A 25,646-nucleotide genomic window follows, 5' to 3' on the forward strand; every position below is an offset into this window, starting at 1 on the left:
GCCAACCTGCTCCTTGCAACCCGAAAGAGCTGCGGCTGTAAATGCAAAACCCCGCGACTGGCGCGGGGTTTGGTGAGAGTGAAGAGTTAGCTGCCGCTCTTTATTTTCGTCCAGGCACGGGTACGCACCCGTTCGACTTTCTGTGGCAGCGGCTCGACGCTGTAGAGGGTTTTCTGCGCTTCGGCGGTCGGGGTCAGGTCGGCGTTATCACTGATCGCCTTGTCCACCAGCAGCATGCCGGGCTTGTTGGGGTTCGGGTAACCGAGAAAATCGCTGATCGGTGCGATCACTTTCGGGTCGAGCAGATTGTTGAGGAACTCATGGGCTTCTTCGACGTTCTTGGCGCTGACCGGAATGGCGAAGGTGTCGAACCAGATTGGCGCGCCTTCCTTCGGCAAGCGCCACTCGACCTTCACACCGTTGCCCGCTTCCTTGGCGCGGTTGGCGAACTGGTAGAAGCTGCCCGAATAGCCGATGGCCACGCAGATGTCGCCGTTGGCGATGTCGGTCATGTACTTGGCCGAGTGGAAATAGGTCACGTATGGGCGGATGCTCATCATCAGCTCGGTGGCCTTGTCGTAGTCAGCCGGGTTGGTGCTGTTCGGCGGTAAACCCAGGTAGTGCAGCGCCAGCGGCAGGATCTCGTTCGGCGCATCGAGCATGGCGACGCCGCATTGCTTGAGCTTCTCCATGTTCTCGGGTTTGAACACCAGATCCCAGCTGTCCACGGGGGCGTCGGCGCCGAGGGCGGCCTTGACCTTGTCCGGGTTGAAGCCGATCAGCACGGTGCCGTACATGTAGGGCACGCCGTACTGGTTGCCGGGATCGTTGGTTTCCAGCAGCTTGAGCAACGCGGGGTCGAGGTTCTTCCAGTTGGGCAGCTTGCTCTTGTCGAGTTTCTGGAATACGCCAGCCTTGATCTGGGTGTCGAGGAACATGTTGGATGGCACCACCAGGTCGTAGCCCGAGTTGCCGGTGAGCAGTTTGGCTTCCAGCGCCTCGTTGGTTTCGAAGGTGTCCCAGGTCAGCTTGACGCCGCTTTTCTGCTCGAAGTCCTTGAGGGTCTGCGGCAGGATGTAATCGGCCCAGTTGTAGACCCGCAGTTCCCGGGCTTCGGCCATGGCACTGCCGACGAGCAGGGCTGCGCCGCAGAGGGTGGTGCCGAACAGACGGTGGAGATTTTTCATCGTTATGTGCTCCGTTGAATGCGTGATTATCGGCAGTAGGCTCAGGCGCCCTCGAAACCTTCCAGTACGTTCACCGCGTTGACGCCGATCTCCTCGACGGCATAGCCCCCTTCCATCACGAACAGGGTGGGCTTGCCGAGGCGGGCGATGCGTTCGCCCATGCGCAGGTAGTCGGGGCTATCGAGCTTGAACTGGGAAATCGGATCCTCCTTGAAGGTGTCCACACCCAGGGACACCACGATCACGTCCGCTGTGTAATCGTCGATACGTGCACAGGCGCTCTCCAGCGCCGCGCTCCATTGCTCCCAGCCGCTGCCGGCAGCCAGCGGCAGATTGAGGTTGAAGCCTTCGCCGGCGCCCTCGCCAGGTTCATCGGCATAGCCGAGGAAGAACGGGAATTCGAAGGCTGGGTGGCCGTGGATGGAGACGAACAGCACGTCGCTGCGGTCGTAGAAGATCGACTGGGTGCCGTTGCCGTGGTGGTAGTCCACGTCGAGGATGGCGACCCGCTTGCAGCCCTGATCGAGAAAGGCCTGAGCGGCAATGGCGGCATTGTTCAGGTAGCAGTAGCCGCCCATCAGGTCTGCGGCGGCGTGGTGGCCTGGCGGGCGACACAGGGCGAAGGCGCTGTTGGCGCCATCGCTGATCAGCTTCTGCCCGGTAAGGGCGACCTGGGCGGCACTCCAGGCGGCCTGCCAGGTACCGGCGGTGATCGGTGCGCCGCCGTCGAAACTGTAATAACCGAGCTGACCATGCAGGTTGTCCGGCACCACGCTGCGCAGGGTGCGGGCGGGCCAGGTGAAGGGCATCAGGTCGCCGTCACGGCCCATGGCCGCCCAGCGTGCCCAGGCGCCTTCGAAAAAGCTCAGGTAGTCGCGGTGATGAATGCGTTCTATCGGTGCTCTGCCGAAGTCGCTGGGAGCGATGACCTCGCCCAGTTGCTGTTGGCGTACACGGGCGAGCACATGGTCGGCCCGCGACGGCATTTCGAAACAGGGCTTGAGCTCCCCGTCGATGATTTCGCAGCGACCATGATGCAGGTGATGGTCATCGCTGTAGATCGTACGCATGGCTGAGCCTCCGACTTGGATACCTGCATTCTTGGCCCGAGTCTGGCGCTGGCGAAATGAGCGCAATGGCCAAAAGGGGATAGATATGGCCACGAAATGGCGCAGCAACGATCCGTATCGGTGCAGGTTCTATGCGCTGACCGGGCGCCGATAGCGGCTCGGTGACACACCGCTCCAGCGCTGGAAGGCGTGGCGGAAACTGGCGGTTTCGCTGTAGCCGAGCTCCTCGGCGATCCGGGCGATGGGCAGCCGCTCCTGTTCCAGCAGATGGCGTGCCTGCTCGAAGCGCAACTCATCGAGTAGCGTCTGGTAGCTGGTGCCGACCTCCTGCAACTGCCTGCGCAGGGTGCGCGACGAACAGCGTAGCTGGCGCGCCAGACCATCGAGCCCTGGCGCGGTCGGCAACTGGCTGGCGAGCAACTGGCGCACGCGGGAAATCAGCGCCAGGTGGGAGATGAACTCGCGGTTCAGATGGCGGCAGCGTTCCAGAGTGTCGCGGTGAGTTACCGGGTCTGCCAGGGGCAGGCGTCGATCCAGCCACTGGCTGTCGAACACGATGGCGTTGTCGGCGGCATTGAAGCGCACCGCACAGCCGAAGTCGCGGCTGTACTGGCGCTGGTAGCGCGGCGCTCGATGGGTGAAACGGGCCGTTTCGAGTGGCAGGCTGCGACCCAGCAGGTCATCGCAGATCAGCTTCAGCGAGGCCAGGCAGAACTCGGTGTTGAAGGTCTCTAGTTCCGCCGTGTCGCGATAGTGGCTGGCCTCGATCCAGGCCTGCGAGCCGTCGCGTCGCAGACGCAGGTCGAAGAGGGTGCCGAGCAAGGCGGGAAAGCTGAAGGCCACTTCCAGCGCATCGCCCAGCGTCGATGCTGAGAGCAGGCTGAAACCCAGCAGGCCATAGGACGATACGTGCATACGCCTGCCGAGCAGCAGGCCGAGATCCTGCCGCCTGGCGGTGGCGTTGCGAAACACCTGGCGTTCCTGGGCGATGCTGATGCGCATCTCCGGGCGCTGCAAATCCGCGGCGTCGATGCCACTGCCGGCCAGCAGCTCATGGGCGTTGCAGTCGCCATTCTGGCAAAGGGTATCGAGGGCCAGAACGACGGCATGCAGGGTGGTCAGGTGGGAGTGCAGCATGGGGGCACGCCTTCTCGGAACAGAGTCGAGAATCAGGCAATAAGCGTGCCTTGCGTCTTGCCGAAAGGCACGCCCTGCCTGGCATGCTGCCTGCCGGAGGTATCGATAGCTAACAAGCGGCTCGTTCGCCAACGCGCGTCGGGGTGTCTGTAGGAGATGGTAACGCCAGAGACGTCAACGCTCGCTCTCAGCCTGCTTGCCCAGTCAGCCCGCCTTCATCGCTTTCCTGCCTGGACGGCAGCGCCGGGCAGCTTGCGACTTCGTCGCTCATCTGCCGCTTCGCCCAATTTTCTACGCGGGTGTACCAGGCAGTACCACTTTCATCCAGCCAGCTCAGCGCTTCTTCGTGGCCGTTTTCACCAGCCTGAGTAAGCCACAGGTAGCGCTGAATGCTGCTGGCGGGCACGCCTCGACCGATGCTGTAGGCTTCGGAGATGGCAAACTGGGCGTCCGCATCGCCTTGCTCGGCAGCCTTGCATACCCAGTACGCGCCCAGCTCTTCGTCACCGCCATAGCGCATCGCCAGTTGATCATCAGCGGCGAAACCCTCGATGCCGCGATCCGCCCAGTAACCCTCGCCAAGCAGATATTGGCCCTGGATATTGCCCTGAACTGCCGCCTGCTCGAACCAATGCATGGCCTGGTAGAGCTGTTCGTTGTCGTCGCGCTGTTCCCAGTGATCGATACCAAGCTCGATCTGCGCCAGATCAGCGCCTAACGCGGCAGATTTCTCCAGCCATTGTCGGCGCTGCCCGGCGTTGTCTTCGAGCAAACCATCGCGGTACAGGATGGCGATCTCGAACGCTGCGCGCGCGTTGCCTTGCTCGGCCGCGAGGGCGTACATCCGCTCTGCCGCGTCATATGACTGATGGGTGTAGTGGTAGAAACCGAGGTTGAACTGGGCGCACAGATCACCCGACTCGGCTTTGTCGCGCACCACGCCGACACTCTCCGGGTCATCGGCTATGTCGTTTACCGGGCAGGGTGGTGAGGAGTCTGCCTGCGCGGCAACGGCGCAGGCGAGGAGTAGCGGGGCGGCGAGCAGTGCCAACGGGTGCATGAACCGATCCTTTCATAAGCCGAGAGACGGCGAGCCCCGAACGGGGCGTCCTTGGACAGCACGTTACGCCAGCGCTGCCGATAGCGGCAAGACGCTGCGATTACAACGCTATGAACAACAGGAATGTGCCGAGGATCAGGCGGTAGATTACGTAGGGCAGCATGCCGATGCGATCTAGCGCAGCCAGGAACAGCTTGATGCACAGGAAGGCCGAGATGAACGACAGGCCAATGCCCCAGGCCATGTCGCCCCAGTGTGCGCCGTTGCCTTCTTCGATCAGGTGCAGGGCCTTGAGGCTGCCCGCGGCGAGAATCAGCGGGATCGACAGCAGGAAGGAAAAGCTTGCGGCGCTCTTGCGGTCGAAGCCGAGCATCAGTGCGGCGGTCATGGTGATGCCTGAGCGCGAAGTGCCTGGAATCAGCGCGAGCATCTGTGCCAGGCCGATCAGCAGGGCGTGACGCCAGGTCATGCGGCTCATGTCGGCATCGCGGCTGCCTTTCACGTCGGCCCACCAGAGCACCAGGCCGAAAACGATGGTGGTGGTACCGATCACCAGCATCGAGCGGGTGTATTGCTCGATCACCGATTCGAAGAGCAGCCCGGCCAGTGCGGCCGGGATGGTCGCCAGGATGATCATCCAGCCCATGCGGCTTTCCGGGCTGGCGCGGCGGTGCAGCACATGGCCCAGCCAGCCGCTGACGATTGCCGCGATTTGCTGGCGGAACGCGAGCACCACCGCCATCAGGGTGCCGACGTGCACGGCGACGTCGAACGCCTGGCCCTGATCGGGCCAGCCCAACAACTGCGAGGGCAGGATCAGGTGCGCGGAGGAGGAGACGGGAATGAATTCAGTAATGCCCTGGATGAGCGACAGGATGAGCAGGTGGAGCCAGTCCATGGGTTTCCTTATGAGGGAGTGAGCGAGCGCGGACTGCGGGTATGACCTGCTGAGGGCTCGTTTTCTCCGCGCTGCCGGTCGATTCCTTGAGTTTCACCCGCATTCTAGGCATGCCGGTCTTTTTCGAACCAGCGCGGGCTTGCCTGTGGCACTGCCGGTGGGCTGCGGATTTGCTATCGTGTGCGCCCCACGACCGAACGCTGTCGGTCGATGTTCTCCGTAAACCCCTCGAGACTCCCCCGCATGCACCGCGCAGCCTCTTCGGCACCCGGCCGACCCCTGACTCGTAGCGATTACAAGACCCTGTCCCTGTCTGCCCTAGGTGGCGCGCTGGAGTTTTACGACTTCATCATCTACGTGTTCTTCGCCACCGTGGTCGGCAAGCTGTTCTTCCCGCCGGATATGCCCGACTGGCTGCGCATGCTGCAGACTTTCGGCATCTTCGCCGCTGGCTATCTGGCACGCCCGCTGGGCGGCATCATCATGGCGCATTTCGGCGACCTGATCGGTCGCAAGCGCATGTTCACGTTGAGCATCCTGATGATGGCGGTGCCGACGCTGATCATGGGCCTGCTGCCGACCTACGCGCAGATCGGCATCTTCGCGCCGCTGCTGTTGCTGCTCATGCGCATGATCCAGGGCGCGGCGATTGGCGGTGAGGTACCGGGCGCCTGGGTGTTCGTCTCCGAGCACGTGCCGGCCCGCCATATCGGTTACGCCTGCGGTACGCTGACCTGCGGCCTGACCGTTGGCATCCTGCTTGGCTCGTTGATGGCCACGTTGATCAACAGCGTCTACACCGAGCAGGAAGTGCTCGACTGGGCTTGGCGCCTGCCGTTCCTGCTCGGCGGCGTGTTCGGCCTGTTCGCGGTGTACCTGCGCCAGTGGCTGCACGAAACGCCAGTGTTCACCGAGATGCAGGCGCGCAAGGCACTGTCCGAAGAGCTGCCGCTGAAAACCGTGATACGCGACCATCGCGGCAGCGTGGTGATTTCCGCGCTGCTGACCTGGCTGCTGTCCGCCGGCATCGTGGTGGCTATCCTGATGACCCCGACCTTTCTGCAGACCTTCTACGGTTTCGATGCCGTCACTGCGCTGCAGGCCAACAGCCTGGCCATCGTCATGCTGAGCATCGGTTGCATCATCAGCGGTGCGCTGTGCGATCGCGTCGGTGCTGGCCGCGTCCTGGTGGTTGGCTGCAGCGCGCTGGCGGTCTTCGTCTGGCTGTTCTACACCAGCCTGCACGCCAACCCGCAGTGGCTGTTCCCGCTGTATGCATTGGTCGGCTTGTTCGTCGGCACCATCGGCGCGGTGCCGTTCGTGATGGTTCACGCATTCCCGCCGCGGGTGCGCTTCAGCGGATTGTCGTTCTCCTACAACATGTCCTATGCGGTGTTCGGCGGTCTGACCCCGGTGGCCGTTTCGCTGCTTGTGAAGTGGAGCCCGCTGGGCCCGGCTTATTACCTGATCGCCCTGTGTGGCGTCGGTGTAGTGGTCGGGCTGGGCCTGCTGCGCAAGGTCCGATGAACGCGCGACTATTCCGTTTCACCCGGCCGAGCCGGTATGGTGCGCACACGATCAAAACGCTACGGAGAAGCTCATGAGCCTGTACGGCGACTACGATTCGCAGAACATCTTCGCCAAGATCATTCGCGGCGAGATGCCTTGCTACAAGCTTTACGAAGACGAGGACGTACTGGTGTTCCTCGACCTGTTTCCGCAGTCCTTCGGGCACACGCTGGTGATCCCCAAGCGCGCCGAAGCGCGCAATATTCTTGAGATCGACGCTGACAACCTGACCAAGCTGACTCTGGGCGTGCAGAAGGTCGCCCGTGTGCTGGCCGACGAACTCAAGCCCGATGGTGTGCAGGTCACTCAGTTCAACGGCGCGCCGGCAGGGCAGACGGTCTATCACATCCACGTGCATGTGATTCCGCGCTTCAGCGAGCAGGGCCTGCAGAACCACGCCAGCGGCAAGGCCGATCCGGCCGAGCTGGAGAAACTGCAGGCCAGGCTGGTTAAGCGTTTTCAGAGCGTTTGATTGGTATAAGCACTTGGTGGGCTGAAGCCCACCCTACATGCGATCACCGCCACTTCACCCGTAGGGTGGGCTTTAGCCCACCAACGCTCTTAAAGATCCGACTCGGCCGCGGGGTGAATCAGGGTCGTGCGCCGAACCCTCGATGGGTATCGCTTCGCTCAACGCCATCCTACGAGAGTCGTCGCTTCAGCCATTGGCTCAACCATTCGTAACCGCTGACCATCAGGATGCCGCACAGCACCAGCAGTGCGCCGGCGATGAAGTTGACTTCCAGTGGCTCGTCGAGCAGCCACACGCCAAACACGATGCCGAACATCGGCGTCATGAACGACAGCACGCCGAGGCGCGAGGCGAGGTAGTTGCGCAGCAGCCAGAACCAGGCGAGAAAGCTCGCGAAGGACACCAGTAGCGCCTGGAACGCCAGGCCGCCCAATGCCACCGGCGTTGGGTTGAAATACAGTTGGCCAGTTAGTGCACAGGCCGCCATCAGCAGCAGGAAACCGCCAAGCAATTGGTAGAGCAGTGTTTGCGTGACCGGTGCGCTGGACAGGCGTGAGCAGCGCACCACCACCGTGGTCGCTCCCCAGGCCATGGCGCCGAGCAGGCCGAGGATGTCGCCGAACATCTGCTTGCTGGTGTCTCGCGCTTCGAGATCGGGCGCCCCCCCGGCGAAAGACACCACGATACCGATGAAGGCCACGCCGATGCCCAGCCACTGCAGAGGTTTCAGGCGTTCGCTAGGCTGCAGCCAGTGCAACCCGAGCGCGGCGAAGATCGGCGCGGTGTAGAGGAAGATCACCATATGCGAGGCGCTGGTATGGCGCAGGCCTTCGCCGACTAGCATGAACTCCAGCGCGAACAGAAAACCGACCATCAGGCCTGGTCGCCAGTTGCCTTCGCGCAGCGAGAGACCGTCGCGGCGCCAGAGCATCAGTAGCGCCACCAGCATGGCGGCCACCCCGGAGCGAAGGGCGAGCATCATCATCGGCGTTACGTCGTCTGCTGCCGCTTTGAGTACGACTTGCTGCAGCCCCCAGATCATGCACAGCACGACCATCATTGCCCCGGCCAGCCCGTCGATGTTCTTGCGCGTGTCCATGAAGGAGCCTGCCAGTGAAGTAGGTCACCATTATGGTGCTGGCGATTTCTGCTGATATAGTTCAAACCCGACAGCGCATAGCGGTTATCCGCCAGAGCGATGAACACTGACGCCCCGCGACTGCAGATCCCTCCATTCAGCGACGCCTTGCCGGCCCCGCTGTTCTTCCGAACCGCCAGCGTGCCGGCACATGCGACCTATCCGCGCCATCGCCACGCCTGGGGCGAGTTCGTCTATGCCTTCAGCGGTGTGATGGAAATCGAAGTCGCCGGTCGTCATTACCTGGCGCCGCCGCAATATGGCATCTGGCTGCCGCCGGATCTGGAGCACATCGGCTTCAATCGTCACGAGGCCTGTCACTGCTCGGTGTATGTCGCCCCTGAGCATTGTGCCGAGCTGCCCGCCGAACCCTGTGCGCTGAGCCTGACGCCGCTGGTGCGCGCCTTGCTCGACGACTTGCGCGAATCGCCGCCTGACGCCTCGCGGCAGGCCGAGAACGAGCGACAGCTGCAGTTGCTGCTCGACAAGCTGACCCGCGCACCCAAGGTCGGCAGCTACCTGCCCAGCTCCAGCGATCCGCTGCTGGAGCCGGTGTTGCGGCAATTGACAGCCAACCCCGCCGATACGCGCTCGCTGGCGCAACTGGCCAGCCAGGTCAACACCACCGAGCGTACGCTGATGCGTCGTTGCCAGCGCGACCTGGGCATGTCCTTCGCGCAATGGCGTCAGCGCCTGCGCGTGGTCGCGGCGTTGGCGCAGCTGGAGCGTGGTCGTACCGTGGAAAGCATCGCGCTGGATCTGGGTTACAGCAGTGCGTCGGCATTCATTGGCATGTTCCGCCGGCTGATGGGCGTGTCGCCCGATGAATACCGCAAGGGCAACTTGCCGCGACAGCAGTAGACGGTGGCGAAAATATCCCGGTGAGTCGTGCCAGGATTTATGGCACTGTCATGGCAGTGTGCTGGTCATAACGGTCACTTCACTATGATTCCCATGGAGGGAACCCATGCGTTCGATCTTCGCCGTACTGCCGCTGCTGGCTTTGGTTGGTTGCTCTTCGTACCAGGCCGACCCCGATAAGGTCACGGCCGTGCCGGCCGAGCGCCTGCTGGCGTATCAGACGCCGGTCAGTGGTGGCGGTGAGGTCGTGGTCAACCGTGATCTGGGCTTGATGGGCGGCGGTTGCTACGTCGCTGTGCTGGTCGACCGCAAGGTCGCGGCGCGCATCGCCGTGGGCGAGGAGGCGCGCTTCCAGGTGCCTGCGGGTAATCGCATTCTGGGCATCACTGCCGATAAGCAGGATGAAACCCTGTGTGGCAAGGGGCGCCTCAATCGCGAGGTGGCGGTGAAAGTTGAGGCGGGCGGCAGTGCTGATTTGCGTATCGTCAGCCAAAACCGTGGCGGCTTCGATATCCAACTCAGCGAGCCGAGGTAGAATCCGCCTCACGAACTACTGCACAGGAAGTGCCCGTGAAAGATCTACCCATTGCCATCGTCGGGGCTGGTACCGCAGGTCTGGCCAGTGCCATTCTGCTGGCCCGCCAGGGCTGGACTGTCAGCATTTTCGACCGCGTCGCCGAATTGCAGCCGGTCGGTGCGGGCATTCTCCTGCAGCCCTCCGGCCTGGCCGCTCTGCGCAGCCTCGGCTTGCTCGATGAGTGCGTTGCGCTCGGAGCGCCGGTAAGCCGCCTGTTTGGGACTTCCGCCTGCGCGGGACGAGTGATTCTCGACACCCGTTATCAGCACTGGCAAGCCGACTCCTTCGGCCTCGGCATCCATCGCGGTGTGCTGATGACGGCGCTGCTCAATGCGGCGCGCGCGGCCGGCGTGAACATCTGCACGGGTATCTCCATCAACCGTTTCCAGAAGTCGCCCACCCATGTGAGCCTGCTCGCCGCTGATGGTCAGGGTGACGAGGTCGCACTCGGCGACCACGCGGCGTTGATTCTGGCCGATGGCACCCGCTCGCAGTTGCGCGCGCAGATGCAGGTACGTCAGTGGGTCAAGCCCTATCCCTGGGGTGCGCTATGGAGCATCGTGCCGACTCCGGATGGGGCCGATTCCACCGATTTGCGCCAGTGGTACCGGGGCTGTTCGCAGATGTTCGGCATCATGCCGACCGGCGCTACCCATACCGACCGAGATACGCGCCTGAGCAGCCTGTTTTGGAGCCTGCCGGTGGCGACCCATGGTGCGTGGCAGCAGGCTGGCCTGCCTGCGTGGAAGGATTCGGTACGGCAACTCGCTGGCGAGCCGGCCGAAGCCTTTCTGCAGACGATCGACTCGGCGCAGCACCTGATGCTCGCCACCTATGCCGATGTGCGCATGTCGCAGTGGCACGACGGTCGGGTGCTGGCAATTGGTGATTGTGCCCACGCCATGAGCCCGCAACTGGGGCAGGGCGCGAACATGGCGCTGGTCGATGCTGTTGCGTTGGCCAATGCGCTGGGGTCAGCAGACCATGGTCAGGCGCCGAGTTTTCCTGACCGCTTCGCCGCCTACGCGGATCTGCGTCGCGCTCACCTGCGTTATTACCGCCAGGCCAGTCGCTTGCTGACGCCCTTGTTCCAGTCGGACAGCGCATGGTTGGCGGTCATCCGTGATACCGCGCTGTTCATGGCGCGGCACTTGCCGATGGGTCGCCAACATGCCGTTTCCACACTAGTTGGTGCGCGCACCGGTTGGTTGTTGTCCGGCAAGGGAGCCGCCGAGCTGTACGCGTTGCGCAAACCAACGACGCAGCCGGCTGCTCCGGCACCTTCCGTTTAGGCGGCGCCCTGCGCTTGCTGTACTTTCCAGGCCCAGAAGAAAATCAGCAGGCCGCCCGCCGCGGTTATAGCGCCGATGTAACCCGTCGATGTCCAGCCAAAACCGGCACTGATCGCCAGGCCGCCCAGCCAGGGGCCCAGGGCGTTGGCAATGTTGAATGCGGCGTGGTTGGAGGCAGCGGCCAGGGTTTGGGCGCCGGTGGCCACGTCCATCAGGTGGGTCTGCAGGGCCGGCGACAGGGCGGCGATGGTGCCCAGGGCTAGGATCGCTGGCAGCATCGTCCAGATCGAATGGGTGGCCATAGGTAGCAATAGCAGCACCAGCGCGCTCCACAGCAGAATCCAGGCCACCGACTTGAATTGCAGGCGGTCGAATAGCCAGCCGCCCGCCATGTTGCCGAGAATGCAGCCGACGCCGAATATCGCCATGGCCACCGGGATCATGCCTGGGCTGACCTGGGTGACTTCCAGCAGTGTCGGAGCCATGTAGCTGAACACGCAGAACATCCCGGCGAAGCCGATCGAACCGATGCCCAGCGCCAGCCAGATCGGCGCGCGGTTGAAGGCGCGCAGCTCGTTGATCGGGCTACTGCGTACTTCGTTACGATCCACCGGCAGGAAGATCGCAACCATCGCCACGGTCAGCAGTGCGATCACGCTGACCAGTGCGAAGGCATAGCGCCAGCTGACGCTCTGGCCCAGCCACGTGGCCAGCGGGTTGCCGACCAGAATGGCCACGCTCAGCCCCATCAGTACTCGACTCACCGCCTTGGCGCGCTTGTGCGGTGGCGCCATGGAGGCAGCAACCAGCATGGCGACGCCGAAATAGGCACCGTGAGGCAGGCCGGCGAAGAAGCGGAATATCAGCAGCGAGGAGTAGTCGGGCGCCAGGGCGCTGGCCAGGTTGCCGACGGCGAATACGCCCATCAGCAACAGCAGCAGGGTCTTGCGCAGCAGGCGTGCGCCGAGCAGGGCCAGGATCGGCGCACCGACCACCACGCCAAGCGCGTAACTGCTGATCACGTGACCGACCTGCGGCTCGCTGACGCCCAGATCCTCGGCGACGTTGGGCATCAAACCCATGATCGAGAACTCACTGGTGCCGATGGCGAAACCGCCAAGTGCCAGGGCCAGTTCGATCAACAGGATCGCCCCCGCGCTCAGGCGCGTGGCGTCGTGGGCTGGGCCACTCATGTGTTTACCTCGATAACGTGCGGCGAATCAGGCGGGGCATTATTCACGCAATGGGCCGTCGAGAGAACCGCTTTATTGCGCGGCTTCGTTCAGCGGTAGCGCTTGAGGATGGCATCGAATTCGCCGTCCTGTTTCATCTGCACCATGGCGCGCAGCAACTGCATGGTGGGTACATCAGGTTCGTCGCGAACCAGGCAGGCTGCCAGGTCACTGGCCAGTTCGTGTACCTCGTAGAGTTTTTGGGTTTCGTCGTTGTGGCGGTTGTACCACTGCAGGGCGAGTTCGTTGCTGATCGCATAATCGTAACGTCCGGCAGCGAGCTTGGTCAGAACCAGGCCCTGGGTGCGGCCATCGTCGCGCAGCAACTTGCCGCTCATGAATAGCGGATGCAGGGTCGGGTAATAGAAACCCAACACCGTACCTATGGATTGTTTGGGCAGTTTTTCCGGGGTGACCGGCTGAGGGCTGCGACCTACCAGCAGATCACGCTGCACCATAAAGGGGATGCTCCACACGTACTCGGGATAAGCTTCACTCAGCCACGCCGGATTAACGTAGCAGCGCACGTCGACCTCTTTGTGCAAGAGGGCGCGCTGTACGCGTAGGCGCGGCAACACCAGCATTTCAGCGCGACGGCCGAGCTTTTCTGCCAGGCGCATGTGCAGGTCGTAGAGAATGCCCGCGACGGCTTTGCCGTCGCGGATGTCGACCAGTGGCATGACGCCGCTTTCGGTGATCGAGAAGCGTATCGGGCGTTCCTCCGCGATGCAGCAGAAACTGAGCAAGGCGAGCACTGCGGCACACAGGCGAGGAGACATGGCACGAACCAGGCAGGATTGAGCGTTGTCGTAAAGCGTAGGCCGTCTGGAGCCGGTACGCTGCTGGTTCATGCTGATAAGACTCCATCATCGGTTGCGGTATACGAAAACTTCAGATTATTGTTTTAAAAGGCTTTTTATATGGGTCGATTGACTGAGCTTATTGGATTGATGGTTTCAATCAATGGGCTCTTTGATCCATATGGGGCTACTATCCCTCCTGTAAATTTTTCAACCCTCCTAAGGAGTTACTGATGTCTTTGATTAACACTCAAGTTCAGCCGTTCAAGGTCAATGCATTTCACAATGGCAAATTCATCGAAGTCACCGAACAAAGCCTGAAGGGCAAGTGGTCGGTACTGATCTTCATGCCGGCAGCTTTCACCTTCAACTGCCCGACCGAAATCGAAGACGCCGCCAACAACTACGAAGCCTTCCAGAAAGCTGGTGCCGAGGTTTACATCGTCACCACCGACACCCACTTCTCGCACAAGGTATGGCACGAAACTTCCCCTGCCGTTGGCAAGGCTCGTTTCCCGCTGATCGGTGACCCAACTCACCAGCTGACCAACGCTTTCGGCGTACACATCGCTGAAGAAGGTCTGGCACTGCGCGGTACCTTCGTGATCAACCCGGAAGGCCAGATCAAGACTGTCGAAATCCACTCCAACGAGATCGCTCGTGACGTGGCCGAGACCCTGCGCAAGCTGCAAGCTGCTCAGTACACCGCCGCTCACCCGGGTGAAGTCTGCCCAGCCAAGTGGAAAGAAGGTGCACAGACTCTGGCTCCTTCCCTGGACCTGGTCGGCAAGATCTAAAAACGACCCGGAAGCCTCGCTTCTAGATGGTCAGCCGCGGGGATGTAACCCATCCCTGACGGCTCGGCGCCCGGGCGTAACCCGTCCGGGCGTTTTATTGCCCGAATTTCGTCATTGAGGACACGTTTATGTTGGACGCCACGCTTAAAACCCAGTTGAAGGCCTACCTGGAAAAGGTCATCCAGCCGTTCGAGATCGTCGCGTCCCTCGATGACAGCGACAAATCTCAGGAGCTGAAAGGTCTGCTCGACGACATCGTCAGCCTGACCGACAAGATCACCCTGAAGACCGATGGCAGCGACGCCCGTGTGCCGTCGTTCGCCCTGAATCGCCCGAACGGCAACATCAGCCTGCGTTTTGCCGGCCTGCCGATGGGGCACGAGTTCACTTCGCTGGTGCTGGCCCTGCTGCAAGTCGGTGGCCACCCCTCGAAGCTGGCGGCTGAAGTGATCGAGCAGATCAGCAGCCTCGAAGGCGAATTCAACTTCGAGACTTATTACTCGCTGTCGTGCCAGAACTGCCCGGACGTCGTCCAGGCGCTGAACCTGATGGCCGTGCTCAACCCAAACATCCGTCACGTCGCCATCGACGGCGCGCTGTTCCAGGATGAAGTCGAGTCCCGTCAGATCATGTCGGTACCGAGCATCTACCTGAACGGCGAACTGTTCGGCCAGGGCCGTATGGACGCCGAGCAGATCCTCGCCAAGATCGACACCGGCGCTTCTGCCCGTGATGCGGCCAAGCTGAACGGCAAGGAAGCCTTCGACGTGCTGGTCATCGGTGGTGGCCCGGCCGGTGCTGCGGCAGCCATCTACGCTGCCCGTAAAGGCATCCGTACCGGCGTCGCAGCTGAGCGTTTCGGCGGTCAGGTGCTGGACACCATGGCCATCGAGAACTTCATCTCGGTACAGGAAACCGAAGGCCCGAAACTGGCCCGCGCCCTGGAAGAGCACGTCAAGCAGTACGACGTCGACATCATGAACCTGCAACGTGCCAGCGCACTGATTCCAGCTTCCAGCGCTGGCGGCCTGCACGAAGTGAAGTTCGAGAGCGGTGCGAGCCTGAAAGCCAAGACCGTTATTCTGTCCACCGGCGCACGCTGGAGAGAGATGAACGTGCCGGGCGAGAAGGAATACCGCAACAAGGGCGTTGCCTACTGCCCGCACTGTGACGGCCCGCTGTTCAAGGGCAAGCGTGTGGCAGTGGTCGGCGGCGGCAACTCCGGTGTGGAAGCGGCCATCGACCTGGCCGGTATTGTTTCAGAGGTCACGCTGCTGGAATATGACAGCAAGCTGCGCGCTGACGCCGTACTGCAGAAGAAGCTCTACAGCCTGCCCAACGTCAAGGTGATCACCAGCGCCCTGACCAGCGAAGTGAAAGGCGATGGCCAGAAGGTCACCGGTCTGGTCTACAAGGATCGCAACTCCGATGAGTTCGTCCCGCTAGCGCTGGAAGGCATCTTCGTGCAGATCGGCCTGCTGCCAAACTCCGAGTGGTTGAAGGGCTCGGTGGAATTGTCGGATCGTGGCGAAATCATCGTCGACGCTCGCGGTGAAACCTCGCTGCCCGGCATCTTCGCTGCGGGTGACGTGACCACTGTGCCGTACAAGCAGATCGTCATCGCCATGGGCGAGGGCTCGAAAGCCTCGCTGAGCGCCTTCGATCACCTGATCCGTAGCTGATGCGCTGAGCCTGAAGCACGAAAGGCGGACCTGATGGCCCGCCTTTTTCATTTCCGTTTTCCAGAAAGTGTGGCAACCAGCCAGAATCGACAGATATCTACCCGGATCAAATGATCGCCGGCAAGCCGGCTCCTACGGGGAGGACGATGGCAGTCGCTACATCTGTAGGAGCCCGCTTGCGGGCGATTCGGCTGGGCGATGCATGTCGCTATCGCCGGGTTGAATCACTCAGTCGGTTTCTTCATCGCGAATCAGTACGAAGCTGGGGCCCTGTTCATCGTCCAGGCGCTCGCAGACGAAGTACATCTCTACCTTGCCAGCACCGGACATGGTCGCCAGGTAATCACCGGACTGCGGGGTGAAAAAAGCCTTGGAGCCCGGTTTGGCTTCACAGGCAACCAGCGCAGTGACGAACAGTGCCGGATCACTGCCATCGAAATAATCGTCACGCTCGGCGGCGTCCCATTCCTGGGGCGGCTCGAACGGGCCGGTGAACAGGACTTTGGCATCACCCATGTCCCGTTCTTCAGCGTCGCTATCGTCTTCATCAGGGCGATAGACCGTGCAGTCCAGGGACTCGGCGGCATCCAGCACGCGCTGGCGGTGTTGATCATCGGCTAGGGACACGGTGGCTCCGGGCGTCGTCAAAATAGAGGCTTGCAGTTTGAGCTGCGCCACGGTCACCTGCAATCACCTTGTACGTGCATTTCCCCTTGGCGTGGAAACTGCGATGCTGCAGCGACCGTGAAGCAGTGTTGGGAATAAATATGAAGATCAGCTCGGATTTCGACAGCGGCAACATCCTCGTGCAGGACGCCAGCAACCCGCACAAGGTGCTGCTGGCCATGCGCAAGGATCTCAATAGCCACCATTTCCAGTGGTTTCATTTCCAGGTCGAGGGCCTGACGCCTGGCGCGCGCCACGATTTCAGCATCACCAACGCCGGGCAGTCGGCCTATAGCCATGCCTGGACGGGCTACAACGCAGTGGCCTCTTATGATCAGCGCACCTGGTTCCGTGTGCCAAGCCGCTTCGAGGATGGCGCCCTGCATTTTGGTCTGGAACCCGAGCAGACGCAGATCTGGTTCGCCTACTTCGAGCCCTACAGCCGCGAGCGGCACAGTGATCTGATCGCTCAGGCGCTGGCCTTGCCGGGTGTCGAGTTGCATGGCTGTGGGCGCAGCATCGAGGGGCGGGATATCGAGCTGTTGCGTGTGCACCGCCACCCGCAAGCGAGCCGCAAGGTGTGGATCATCGCCCAGCAGCATCCGGGCGAGCACATGGCCGAGTGGTTCATGGAGGGCATCGTCCGCCGTATGCAGGACAGCAGCGACGTGATTCTGGATGCCCTGCTGCAGCAGGCCGACCTTTATCTGGTGCCTAACATGAACCCGGACGGCGCCTTCCGTGGCCATCTACGCACCAACGCCGCGGGCCAGGATCTCAATCGTGCCTGGCAGTCGGCCAGCGTCGAGCGCAGCCCGGAGGTGTTCTTCGTGCAGCAGGCCATGCGTGAGGTGGGCGTGGATCTGTTTCTCGATATTCACGGGGATGAGGAAATTCCCCATGTGTTTACCGCTGGCTGCGAAGGCAATCCCGGATTCTCCGCGAGGCTAGAGGCGCTGGAGAATGAGTTCCGCAGCCGTCTGGTCGAGCGCGGCGCCGAGTTCCAGACGCGCTTCGGCTACCCGCGCAGTGCACCGGGTCAGGCCAATACTGCGTTGGCCTGCAATTCAGTAGGGCTGGAGTTCGACTGCCTGTCATTCACCCTGGAGATGCCTTTCAAGGATCATGATGACACGCCAAACCCGCTGACTGGCTGGGACGGCGAGCGCTCGATGAAGCTGGCCGGCGAGATGCTCGACGTGGTGGCGGAGATGGTCGATCGGCTGCGCTGATCAGGCATGCTCGTGCAGGGTGCCTTCCTCATCCTGCGCGGCCTGCAACTCCTGCAGGGTCTGCATTTTTTCGGCGATTTCCTTCTCGGCTGCGGCGCGCTGCTCAGGTGGCAGGCTCTCGAGCTCTTCCTCGGTCATGCCGATTTCCTTGAGGATCTTGTCGCGCATCTTCTCGGCAGGCGACATGTCCATGTAGGCCATGAACTGAGCAAGGGCACTGTCGGTGGCTGGCTTCTTGTCCGAGTTGACGCCTGGTGTGCTGTCGGACGTCTGCTGTGAATCCTCAGCGGTGCTGTACAGGTTGACCATCATCCGCGCGAAGGCTTCGTTGTAGGCCTGCTGGCTGGAGTCCGCCTGATCGCTCTTGAATCCCTTGGGCGCGGCACTGGCTTCCTGCGCTTTCTCTTGCTTGGCGAGCAACGCTTCGCTGCTTTGTTTGAAGTCCAAGGCCTCGACACGGCTGCGCTGCAGGGTGCTGGTCGTTGCGTAGTGGGTGAGCGAACCGATGATGCTCATGGCAGTCCTCCTTGGCTGTAGATCTTCACATCAGCAAAGCCTGTGCCAGCCAATTGGTTGCTGCCAATTGTTTGATTATGAAAGGATTTATTTTTCATGCCGAGGCGCTTTGGGCAGCCCTTTGCCGCTCACGGCAAGTCGCTGCCGCCTGTCGTAATGTCCTCAGTTCGACAGGTCGAACAGGCCTTGCTGTGGTGGCGTTGGCAATGTCGGCGTGGCAGTGCGCGATGGTAGCTGTCGGCTGACTTGCGCAACGGGCACCTGAGGTACGCGGCTGCGTTGCACTTGCCACCAGCCTGGTAGCAGGGCTCGTACTTCGGCCAGGGTGAAGCGGTCGTCCATCAAGTGCACCACGCCACTGTCCTGCGGGGTGCGGATGACCCGGCCGGCGGCTTGCACCACCTTTTGCAGACCAGGAAACAGGTAGGTGTAGTCGTAACCGTTGGTGAACATTTCCGCCATGCGCTGCTTGATCTGCTCGTTGATCGGGTTGATCTGTGGCAGGCCCAGGGTGGCGATAAAGGCGCCAATCAGGCGGTCGCCCGGCAGGTCGATGCCTTCGCCGAAAATCCCGCCCAGCACCGCGAAGCCAATACCTCTGCCACCCGGCTCGAAACGTTCGAGAAACTGCTGACGCTGGCTTTCGTCCATTTGTCGAGCTTGTACCCAGCGCTCGATCTGCGGGTGATCGTGCTCGAAGCGTTCCAGCACTTGTTGCAGGTAGGCATAGCTGCTGAAGAACGCCAGGTAATTGCCCGGGCGTTCAGCGAACTGCTTTGCCATCAGGGCAACGATGGGTGTTATCGAGTGCTCGCGGTGTTGGTAACGGGTCGACAGATTGCTCACCGCATGCACCTGCAACTGCGTGGCCTGGAATGGTGATTCGACGTCCAGCCAGGGCGTGGCGTGTGGCAAACCGAGCAGGTCGGCGTAGTAGTCAGCCGGGCTCAGAGTGGCGGAAAACAGCGTAGTGCTGTGGCTGTTCTCGAAGCGCGGGGTAAGAAAGGGCGCCGGTACGATATTGCGCAGGCACAGAGTCGAATGGCTGCGTCCGCGCAAAGGTGGTTGGCGACTGATGTCGAACAACGAGTGCGGGCCAAATACTTCCGCCAGGCGGCAGAAGGCCATGGCATCGAGATAGAACTGCAGTAGTTCGCCGTCGTTTCCGGTGGGCTGATCGGTCAGGTGATCGGTAATGGCACTGACCGCTTTCTGCAGGGACATGAGCAGCAAGTCTGGTGGTTGCGGATAGGTCTGATAGTCCTCGTGCTGTTCCTTGTGCAACTGCTTCCAGTGTCGGCTGATGCGCGTCAGTACGCTACCCAAGCCCTTGGGCGCATTGCTGTGCATGGCTTCGAAGCGTGCCTGGTCGAGTTCAGCGCTGTACATGCGTCGAGCCCGTTCGATCAGGTTGTGGGCTTCGTCGACCAGCACTGTTACGCGCCATTCGTTGATCAGGGTCAGGCTGTAGAGCAGGGCGCTCATGTCGAAGTAATAGTTGTAGTCACAGACCACTACATCAGCCCAGCGGGTCAGCTCCTGGCTCAGGTAGTAGGGGCAGACCTGATGCTGGAGGGCGATCTCGCGCACGGCGGCCTGATCCAGCCAGGTGCAGTCGACAGCGGCCTGGCGGGCGGCGGGCAGGCGGTCGTAGAAGCCGCGAGCCAGTGGGCAGGATTCGCCGTGACAGGCTTTGTCCGGATGCTCGCAGGCTTTGTCTCTGGCAACGTGTTCAAGCACGCGCAGTGGCAGCGCTTCGCCGCGCAGCGTTTGCAAGGCATGCAGGGCCAATCGGCGTCCCGGCGTCTTGGCGGTGAGAAAGAACAGCCGATCAATGCCCTTCTCGGGAAACGCCTTCAATTGCGGGAACAGCGTGCCGAGAGTTTTGCCGATGCCCGTGGTGGCCTGCGCCATCAGGCAGTGGCCGTCGCGGGCTGCACGGTACACAGCCTCAGCCAGTTGTCGCTGGCCATGACGAAATTCGGTGTGGGGAAAGCACAGTTCGCTCAAGGCTGTGTCACGCATCAGGCGGTGAGCCTGTTCCTGCTCGGCCCAGGTGATGAAGCGGCTGCATAGCGTCTCGAAGAACGCCTGCAGCTCGGCTGCCGTACAGGTTTCGCGCAGCACACTTTCCTTCTGGGTGAGGACGTTGAAGTACACCACCGCGAGTTCGACCTCGGCCAAGCCGCGACTCTGGCAGAGCAGCCAGCCGTAGACCCGTGCCTGGGCCCAGTGCAGTTGCCGGTGGTTGTCCGGTATACGGCTGATCTCACCGCGGTGGGTCTTTATTTCTTCCAGCAGGTTGAGGTGTGGATCGAAACCGTCAGCCCGGCCACGCACTTGCAGGGAGCGGAACTCACCGGCTAGGGGCACCTCCGCTTCATAGTGCTCGCCTCGTCGGCTGACCACCGTGGCATGTCCGGCCATACCCTCCTGAGCGGTGGGCGAGGGCGTGAAACGCAGGTCGAGGTCGCCGCATTTGGCGGTAAACTCGCAGAGCGCGCGCACCGCCACGCGGTAGCTCATGCTTCGGCCCATTGCACGTAGCAGACGTCCACCGGCATGTCGTGCTCGGCACAAAATGCCAGCCAGCGGCGCTGGTTATCCTGCAGCCGATCACCCGGGCCTTTGACCTCGATCATGCGGTAGCGTTTTTCCTCGGGCCAGAACTGGATCAGGTCGGGCATGCCGGCGCGATTGGCCTGGATATCACCGAGCAAGCGGCGAAACCAGGCGTGCAGATGCGCCGCCGGCAGGCAGTCCAGCGCCTGCTCCAGCAGCGTTTCGCTGAGCACACCCCAATGCACGAAGGGTGACTGGATACCGAATTTTTCGCGGTAAGTCTGGCGAATGATCTGGCGGTACCTGTCATCGTCCAGTTGCGCTAGACAGGCCGCGAACAGCGCACGACGGCGCGGGTAGAAGTCGGCGCTGAGCAGGTCTGCCGGGCCGTGCTGGAACGGGTGGAAGAACGCACCAGGCAGTGCTGAGAAGATCGCCGGCCAGCAAAGTAGGCCGAACAGGCTGCAAATCAGTGTGTTCTCGACGTAATGCACGGGTGCTTCGCTACGCTGCAGGTGCATCTGCACGAGTTGTTCCACTGCTAACAACGGCAGCTTGGGCAGTTGCAGATCAAGACGAGCAGGTGTGGGCGCTTTGGTGCGTTTCTGCGCAGGCAGACCCAGCTGCCGGGTCAGGCGCACCAGTGCCCGTTCGGCCAATTGCAGTTCGCCGTCGCTGTTCGGTGTGGTGATGGCCAAGCTGGCCAACTCGAAGGCCTCCGTGTAGCGCAAGGTGCGTTCCAGTACGCGAATCTGCCGCTGTCGTGCTGCGCCATAACCGCTGCTGGCGTATACCTGCAAGGCCAGTTCGAACTCGGCGCAACGCTCCAGGTGCTGACCGATGCGAAACAGCAACTTGGCGCGCCGTTCGGCAATGTAGGGATTTTCGTAGTGGCGAGTGTCGATGCGTTCGAGTAACTCGGTACTCGCATTTCCGGCCTCGAATACTTCACGACAGCGCTGCAGATGCAGGTAATCGTCGACATCCTCGCGACAGCGCAGCGCTCGTGAGTCAGGCGGGAAGTCGACGCTTTCGTAGCGCAAGATACCCAGGTCAGCGAGCACGAACTCCGACCACTCCTGATGCAGATTGCCGAAGAACATCAACCGCAGCCGCTCGCTCAGATCGTCGATGGTCAGACTGTAGAGCGCATCGTCGAGTGTTGGGCACCACGCAACGAATGACTGAGCGTCGTCGAATTGCGCGGCGAGTTGCTCCAGCAGGTCGCCTTTGCGGGCGCGGCGGTCGATGAGCCGTGCGGCGAAGCAGTCAATAATCTCGTCCTTGCGCAGCAGCGTCAGCAGTTCATCTATCTGCAGCGCCGCATCATCGACTACCCAGCCGTTGGCAACGAGCGTCAAGGCGGCCTTGCGGCTGCAGCCAATTTCTTCGTAGTTCAGCTTGCTGGCGCGAAAATGCACGCCTTTGCGCATGATCATGCGTACCAGCAGGGCTTGTGCCGGGACGTTGAGCGTACTGAAAGCGTGCAAAAACGCATGCTCACGAGCGTTCAGCAGATCGGCATGGCGTTCGCCAATCCACGTCAGGGCCTTGTGAAAGTTATGCAGGTAGTAGAAACGTGTATCGCTGGAAAATGGCATGAGACAGTGCTGGGTACTGGTTTTATATACAGATATCAGGCCGCTCGTCATCTGGCAATGAGCAAGGGATAGGCGGGCAGCACGTCGCGCTGTCGCTTGGTGCCGATAGCGGACTACACTGCTGCACCTCCATCGCCGCTTGAGCGGGCCATCATGAACAGCCAGTTAGCCCCACTTTCTGCGGGTACGTTGACCGAGCGCCATTACGAGATGCTGGTTCAGGCCGTTGCCGACTATGCGATCTTCATGCTGAGTCCGGAAGGCTGCATCGTTTCCTGGAATGCCGGTGCTGCGCGTATCAAGGGCTACGACGCCACTGAGGTGATCGGCCAACACCTGTCGATCTTTTATTCCGACGAAGACCGGCATGAGCGCAAACCCTGGCAGCTTATCGAGCGGGCGCTGCGCGATGGGCGATCTCAGGACGAAGGCTGGCGTGTGCGCAAGGATGGCACACGTTTCTGGGCGCTGGTGGCGATTGAAGTGATTCGCAATGAAGAGGGCGTGGTCATCGGGCTGGCCAAAATCACCCGCGATATCACGGATCGCCACGAGGCAGACTTGCGCTATGACGCCCTGCGCGCCCAGCTATTTCAGGCGCAGAAACTCGAAGCGCTGGGCCAGTTAAGTGGTGGCATGGCCCACGATTTCAATAACCTGCTAACGATCATCCTCAGTGCTGCCAAGCTGGCTAGCCGCGCCAGCAACCCGGAGCGCTTGGCAAGCCTGCTCGCCAGTATTCAGAACGCTGGCGAGCGTGGCGCGCAGATGACGCGTAATCTGCTGACCTTCGCTCGCTGCGAACAGATGCCGAGCCGCCTGGTCAACCTCAATGAGTTGCTTGATACCGCTCATATGTTCATGAGCCAGGCGCTGCCCAAAGGAATGAGCCTGGAAATGCAATACGCCCCAGACTTGCATCGTGTCGAACTCGACCCAAGTCAGTTGGAAATGGCGCTGCTTAACCTTATCCTTAATGCCCGGGATGCCATGCACGGCATGGGTATCATCCGGTTGCACGCTGAGAACCGCACACTCGCTGGGGAGTTCGACGATCTGCGCGGAGAGTTCGTGTTGATTTCGGTCATTGACCAGGGCGTTGGTATCGATCCAGCCATTCGCTCGCGGCTTTTCGAACCGTTTTTCACCACCAAGGACGTAGGCAAGGGGACTGGGTTGGGGCTCAGTCAGGTTTATGGCTTTGCCCGGCATGCAGGCGGCGGCGTGCACGTCGAGAGCGCGGCAGGGCAGGGTGCCACCATGATTCTCTGCTTGCCGACGGCTGTCGGGGAATCAGCAGGTGCTCGGACATGAACATGCTAGTATCCGCGAGTCGCTTTTCCCATCAGCGTGTTAATCCGTAGGAAAAGCATATTCAAGCGTGGGCTTTTACTGCGTATTTTCGACTGAGGCAGGCCAGAACTTGGAACAGCTACAACGCCTTAAAAGTGGGATCGATGGGCTAGACGCTTTACTGAAGGGCGGTCTGGTCGCAGGTGCATCCTACATCGTTCAAGGACGCCCCGGCTCGGGCAAAACCATCCTGGCGAACCAGATAGCGTTCAATCATGTGCGCGATGGTGGCCGCGTGTTGGTGGCCACCTTGCTGGCCGAATCCCATGAAAGGCTTTTTCAATTCCTTTCGACGATGACCTTCTTCGACCCGGCCAAGGTCGGTGCGGAAATCCAGTTCGTCAGTGCTTTCGACACCTTGGAGAATGAGGGCCTCGATGAGGTCGTCAAGTTGCTGCGCCGTGAAATCAGCCGCCAGAAGGCCACGCTGCTCATCGTCGATGGTCTGCTGAATGCCCGCTCCAAAGCGGAGAATCAGATCGACACCAAGAAATTCATTGCCGAGCTGCAGGGGCACGCCGCTTTTGCGGGTTGCACCGTGCTGTTCCTGACCAGTTCTCGCCTGGACGATGGCAGCCCCGAGCACACCATGGTCGATGGCGTGATCGAGCTCGGTGAGGAGCTCTTCGGCGCGCGCTCTGTACGCCGCATTCACTTGCGCAAGACCCGCGGCAGCGGTGCGCTGTCCGGGCTGCACGAGTGCGAAATCACCGACGACGGGCTGGTTGTTCACCCGCGTCTGGAAAGCCTGTACAGCAAACCGATGCAGGACGATATCGACACGCTGGCTCGCATTACCAGCGGGATTCCAAGCCTCGATAAGCTGATCGGCGGTGGTCTTTCGGAGTCCTCGGTTACCTTGGTCATGGGGCCGTCTGGTGTCGGCAAGACTACGCTGGGGCTGAATTTTCTCGCGCAGTCCACGGTGGAAATGCCAGGCCTGCATTTCGGCTTTTACGAAACGCCGCAGCGCCTGCGCATCAAAGCCGAAGCTATTGGCCTTGACCTGCGGTCACTGGAAGAAAGTGGCGCGTTGCACATCATGTGGCAGCCAACCACCGAGGGATTGCTTGACGGTCTTGGTGCGCGGGTCATCAAGGCAGTCAAAGAGAAAGGTATAAAACGCCTGCATATTGACAGTCTGGGCGGCATGGCACGCGTGGCCACTAGCAGCGCACGCCTGATCGAATTTTTCAGTGCGCTTATGAGCCAACTGCGCTCTATGGGCGTCACCGTGTTCGCTACCTGGGAGATGCGTGACCTGTTTGCGGCTGAGATCAATGCGCCAGCTCCGGAGCTGTCGAGCATTGTCGATAATCTGGTGCTGATGCGTTTCGTGGAAAAGGACGCTGAACTAAAGCGGCTTTTTTCCATACTTAAGATGAGGGACAGTTATTACGATTCCTCACTCTTGGAAGTGGTGATCAGCGATCATGGTATTGAACTCAGCAAGGCATTCAAAAACCAGGCAGGCGCTTTGTCAGGTAACGCCGTTCCGGCGCAGGACGCCTGAGCCATGCGTGCCTGACCGAGCCTATTGATTATGACAACCATCCTGATAGTCGATGATGAATACCTGATCGCGGATATTCTCGGCTATGCCATGGAAGATGAAGGCTACATGGTGGTGAAGGCGAGCAATGGCCGTAGAGGGCTGGAAGTGCTCGACCGTGAACGCCCTGAGCTGGTCATTACGGATTTCATGATGCCAGTCATGGATGGTCTTGAGTTCGCCCGTGCGATACGGGCGAGGGCTACGTCGGCTGATCTGCCGATCATCCTGATGAGCGGCGCTCAAGGCAGTGTCGGCCGAGCCAGCCCTGAGCTGTTTGCTGCAGTATTCGACAAACCCTTCGATATCAATCAGGTCATCGCCAAGGTGAAGGAACTCATCGGCTCGAACTGATTGATCGCGCCATCGTTTTGCCCCCATTCCCGCTTCGC

Annotated in this window: 23 protein-coding genes; 11 read left to right on the forward strand and 12 right to left on the reverse strand. The window is 61.2% G+C overall.

The features are described from left to right. Positions 1 to 86 precede the first annotated feature (86 nt). The 5 genes from ACZ0AI_RS02215 to ACZ0AI_RS02235 form a co-directional block, all read right to left on the reverse strand. On the reverse strand, positions 87 to 1,187 hold the full coding sequence (locus ACZ0AI_RS02215; protein ID WP_463564362.1) for a polyamine ABC transporter substrate-binding protein: 1,101 nt from the start codon (positions 1,185 to 1,187) through the stop codon (positions 87 to 89). A 41-nt stretch (positions 1,188 to 1,228) separates the two neighbouring features. Next, positions 1,229 to 2,257 (reverse strand): histone deacetylase family protein, encoded by a 1,029-nt coding sequence (locus ACZ0AI_RS02220; RefSeq protein ID WP_463564363.1) that lies wholly within the window; start codon positions 2,255 to 2,257, stop codon positions 1,229 to 1,231. Positions 2,258 to 2,386: 129 nt separating this feature from the next. Further along, positions 2,387 to 3,394, reverse strand: a complete 1,008-nt coding sequence (locus ACZ0AI_RS02225; protein ID WP_463564364.1) for an AraC family transcriptional regulator — start codon at positions 3,392 to 3,394, stop codon at positions 2,387 to 2,389. A gap of 187 nt (positions 3,395 to 3,581) precedes the next feature. Then, entirely contained in the window at positions 3,582 to 4,454 is an 873-nt protein-coding gene (locus ACZ0AI_RS02230) for a tetratricopeptide repeat protein (RefSeq protein ID WP_463564365.1), read from the reverse strand. Positions 4,455 to 4,554: 100 nt separating this feature from the next. Further along, entirely contained in the window at positions 4,555 to 5,352 is a 798-nt protein-coding gene (locus ACZ0AI_RS02235; RefSeq protein ID WP_463564366.1) for an undecaprenyl-diphosphate phosphatase, read from the reverse strand. Between the two features lie 243 nt (positions 5,353 to 5,595). Between ACZ0AI_RS02235 and ACZ0AI_RS02240 the strand changes: the two genes are divergently transcribed. Both ACZ0AI_RS02240 and ACZ0AI_RS02245 read left to right on the forward strand, forming a co-directional pair. Then, positions 5,596 to 6,879, forward strand: coding sequence for an MFS transporter (locus tag ACZ0AI_RS02240; RefSeq protein ID WP_463564367.1), 1,284 nt, complete (start codon positions 5,596 to 5,598; stop codon positions 6,877 to 6,879). Positions 6,880 to 6,952: 73 nt separating this feature from the next. Next, positions 6,953 to 7,393: an HIT family protein gene (locus ACZ0AI_RS02245; RefSeq protein ID WP_463564368.1), complete on the forward strand. Its 441-nt coding sequence runs from the start codon at positions 6,953 to 6,955 to the stop codon at positions 7,391 to 7,393. 169 nt (positions 7,394 to 7,562) lie between these two features. Here the strand turns inward: ACZ0AI_RS02245 and ACZ0AI_RS02250 are convergent, their stop codons facing one another. Beyond that, a complete protein-coding gene (locus ACZ0AI_RS02250; RefSeq protein WP_463564369.1) occupies positions 7,563 to 8,492 on the reverse strand; it encodes a DMT family transporter in 930 nt (309 codons plus the stop codon). A gap of 99 nt (positions 8,493 to 8,591) precedes the next feature. Here ACZ0AI_RS02250 and ACZ0AI_RS02255 point away from each other — a divergent pair, with 99 nt between their 5' ends. The 3 genes from ACZ0AI_RS02255 (at position 8,592) to ACZ0AI_RS02265 (ending at position 11,261) form a co-directional block, all read left to right on the forward strand. After that, on the forward strand, positions 8,592 to 9,392 hold the full coding sequence (locus ACZ0AI_RS02255; protein WP_463564370.1) for an AraC family ligand binding domain-containing protein: 801 nt from the start codon (positions 8,592 to 8,594) through the stop codon (positions 9,390 to 9,392). 106 nt (positions 9,393 to 9,498) lie between these two features. Beyond that, positions 9,499 to 9,927 carry a 3-isopropylmalate dehydratase gene (locus ACZ0AI_RS02260; protein ID WP_225831297.1) on the forward strand — a complete coding sequence of 143 codons (429 nt, stop codon included), beginning with the start codon at positions 9,499 to 9,501 and terminating at the stop codon, positions 9,925 to 9,927. A gap of 35 nt (positions 9,928 to 9,962) precedes the next feature. Next, complete coding sequence (locus ACZ0AI_RS02265) at positions 9,963 to 11,261, forward strand: FAD-dependent oxidoreductase (RefSeq protein WP_463564371.1); 1,299 nt, start codon at positions 9,963 to 9,965, stop codon at positions 11,259 to 11,261. On the opposite strand, the gene ACZ0AI_RS02270 is transcribed toward ACZ0AI_RS02265, so the two are convergent. Continuing rightward, positions 11,258 to 12,454: an MFS transporter gene (locus tag ACZ0AI_RS02270; protein ID WP_463564372.1), complete on the reverse strand. Its 1,197-nt coding sequence runs from the start codon at positions 12,452 to 12,454 to the stop codon at positions 11,258 to 11,260. The genes ACZ0AI_RS02265 and ACZ0AI_RS02270 overlap by 4 nt on opposite strands. 89 nt (positions 12,455 to 12,543) lie before the next feature. Continuing rightward, positions 12,544 to 13,344, reverse strand: coding sequence for a substrate-binding periplasmic protein (locus ACZ0AI_RS02275; protein ID WP_463564373.1), 801 nt, complete (start codon positions 13,342 to 13,344; stop codon positions 12,544 to 12,546). Positions 13,345 to 13,526: 182 nt separating this feature from the next. Between ACZ0AI_RS02275 and ahpC the strand changes: the two genes are divergently transcribed. Further along, complete coding sequence (ahpC, locus tag ACZ0AI_RS02280; protein WP_070885309.1) at positions 13,527 to 14,090, forward strand: alkyl hydroperoxide reductase subunit C; 564 nt, start codon at positions 13,527 to 13,529, stop codon at positions 14,088 to 14,090. Positions 14,091 to 14,218: 128 nt separating this feature from the next. Next, entirely contained in the window at positions 14,219 to 15,772 is a 1,554-nt protein-coding gene (gene ahpF / locus ACZ0AI_RS02285) for an alkyl hydroperoxide reductase subunit F (protein ID WP_225831305.1), read from the forward strand. 228 nt (positions 15,773 to 16,000) lie between these two features. Here ahpF and ACZ0AI_RS02290 read toward each other — a convergent pair whose 3' ends face one another. After that, complete coding sequence (locus ACZ0AI_RS02290) at positions 16,001 to 16,399, reverse strand: hypothetical protein (protein WP_463564374.1); 399 nt, start codon at positions 16,397 to 16,399, stop codon at positions 16,001 to 16,003. 140 nt (positions 16,400 to 16,539) lie between these two features. Between ACZ0AI_RS02290 and ACZ0AI_RS02295 the strand changes: the two genes are divergently transcribed. Beyond that, complete coding sequence (locus tag ACZ0AI_RS02295) at positions 16,540 to 17,670, forward strand: M14 family metallopeptidase (RefSeq protein ID WP_463564375.1); 1,131 nt, start codon at positions 16,540 to 16,542, stop codon at positions 17,668 to 17,670. On the opposite strand, the gene ACZ0AI_RS02300 is transcribed toward ACZ0AI_RS02295, so the two are convergent. The 3 genes from ACZ0AI_RS02300 to ACZ0AI_RS02310 form a co-directional block, all read right to left on the reverse strand. Then, positions 17,671 to 18,186, reverse strand: a complete 516-nt coding sequence (locus ACZ0AI_RS02300; RefSeq protein ID WP_463564376.1) for a hypothetical protein — start codon at positions 18,184 to 18,186, stop codon at positions 17,671 to 17,673. It lies immediately after the preceding gene. Positions 18,187 to 18,348: 162 nt separating this feature from the next. Further along, on the reverse strand, positions 18,349 to 20,712 hold the full coding sequence (locus tag ACZ0AI_RS02305; protein WP_463564377.1) for an ATP-dependent DNA helicase: 2,364 nt from the start codon (positions 20,710 to 20,712) through the stop codon (positions 18,349 to 18,351). Next, positions 20,709 to 22,349 carry a VRR-NUC domain-containing protein gene (locus ACZ0AI_RS02310; RefSeq protein ID WP_463564378.1) on the reverse strand — a complete coding sequence of 547 codons (1,641 nt, stop codon included), beginning with the start codon at positions 22,347 to 22,349 and terminating at the stop codon, positions 20,709 to 20,711. Before ACZ0AI_RS02310 ends, ACZ0AI_RS02305 begins: the two co-directional genes overlap by 4 nt. A 153-nt stretch (positions 22,350 to 22,502) precedes the next feature. Between ACZ0AI_RS02310 and ACZ0AI_RS02315 the strand changes: the two genes are divergently transcribed. The 3 genes from ACZ0AI_RS02315 (at position 22,503) to ACZ0AI_RS02325 (ending at position 25,608) form a co-directional block, all read left to right on the forward strand. Beyond that, a complete protein-coding gene (locus ACZ0AI_RS02315) occupies positions 22,503 to 23,663 on the forward strand; it encodes a two-component system sensor histidine kinase NtrB (RefSeq protein WP_463564379.1) in 1,161 nt (386 codons plus the stop codon). A 109-nt stretch (positions 23,664 to 23,772) separates the two neighbouring features. Beyond that, positions 23,773 to 25,215 carry an ATPase domain-containing protein gene (locus tag ACZ0AI_RS02320; protein ID WP_463566038.1) on the forward strand — a complete coding sequence of 481 codons (1,443 nt, stop codon included), beginning with the start codon at positions 23,773 to 23,775 and terminating at the stop codon, positions 25,213 to 25,215. Between the two features lie 30 nt (positions 25,216 to 25,245). Beyond that, on the forward strand, positions 25,246 to 25,608 hold the full coding sequence (locus ACZ0AI_RS02325; protein WP_463564380.1) for a response regulator: 363 nt from the start codon (positions 25,246 to 25,248) through the stop codon (positions 25,606 to 25,608). The last annotated feature ends 38 nt before the right edge of the window (positions 25,609 to 25,646 follow it).

It is taken from the genome of Pseudomonas sp. AC355, from assembly GCF_979258205.1.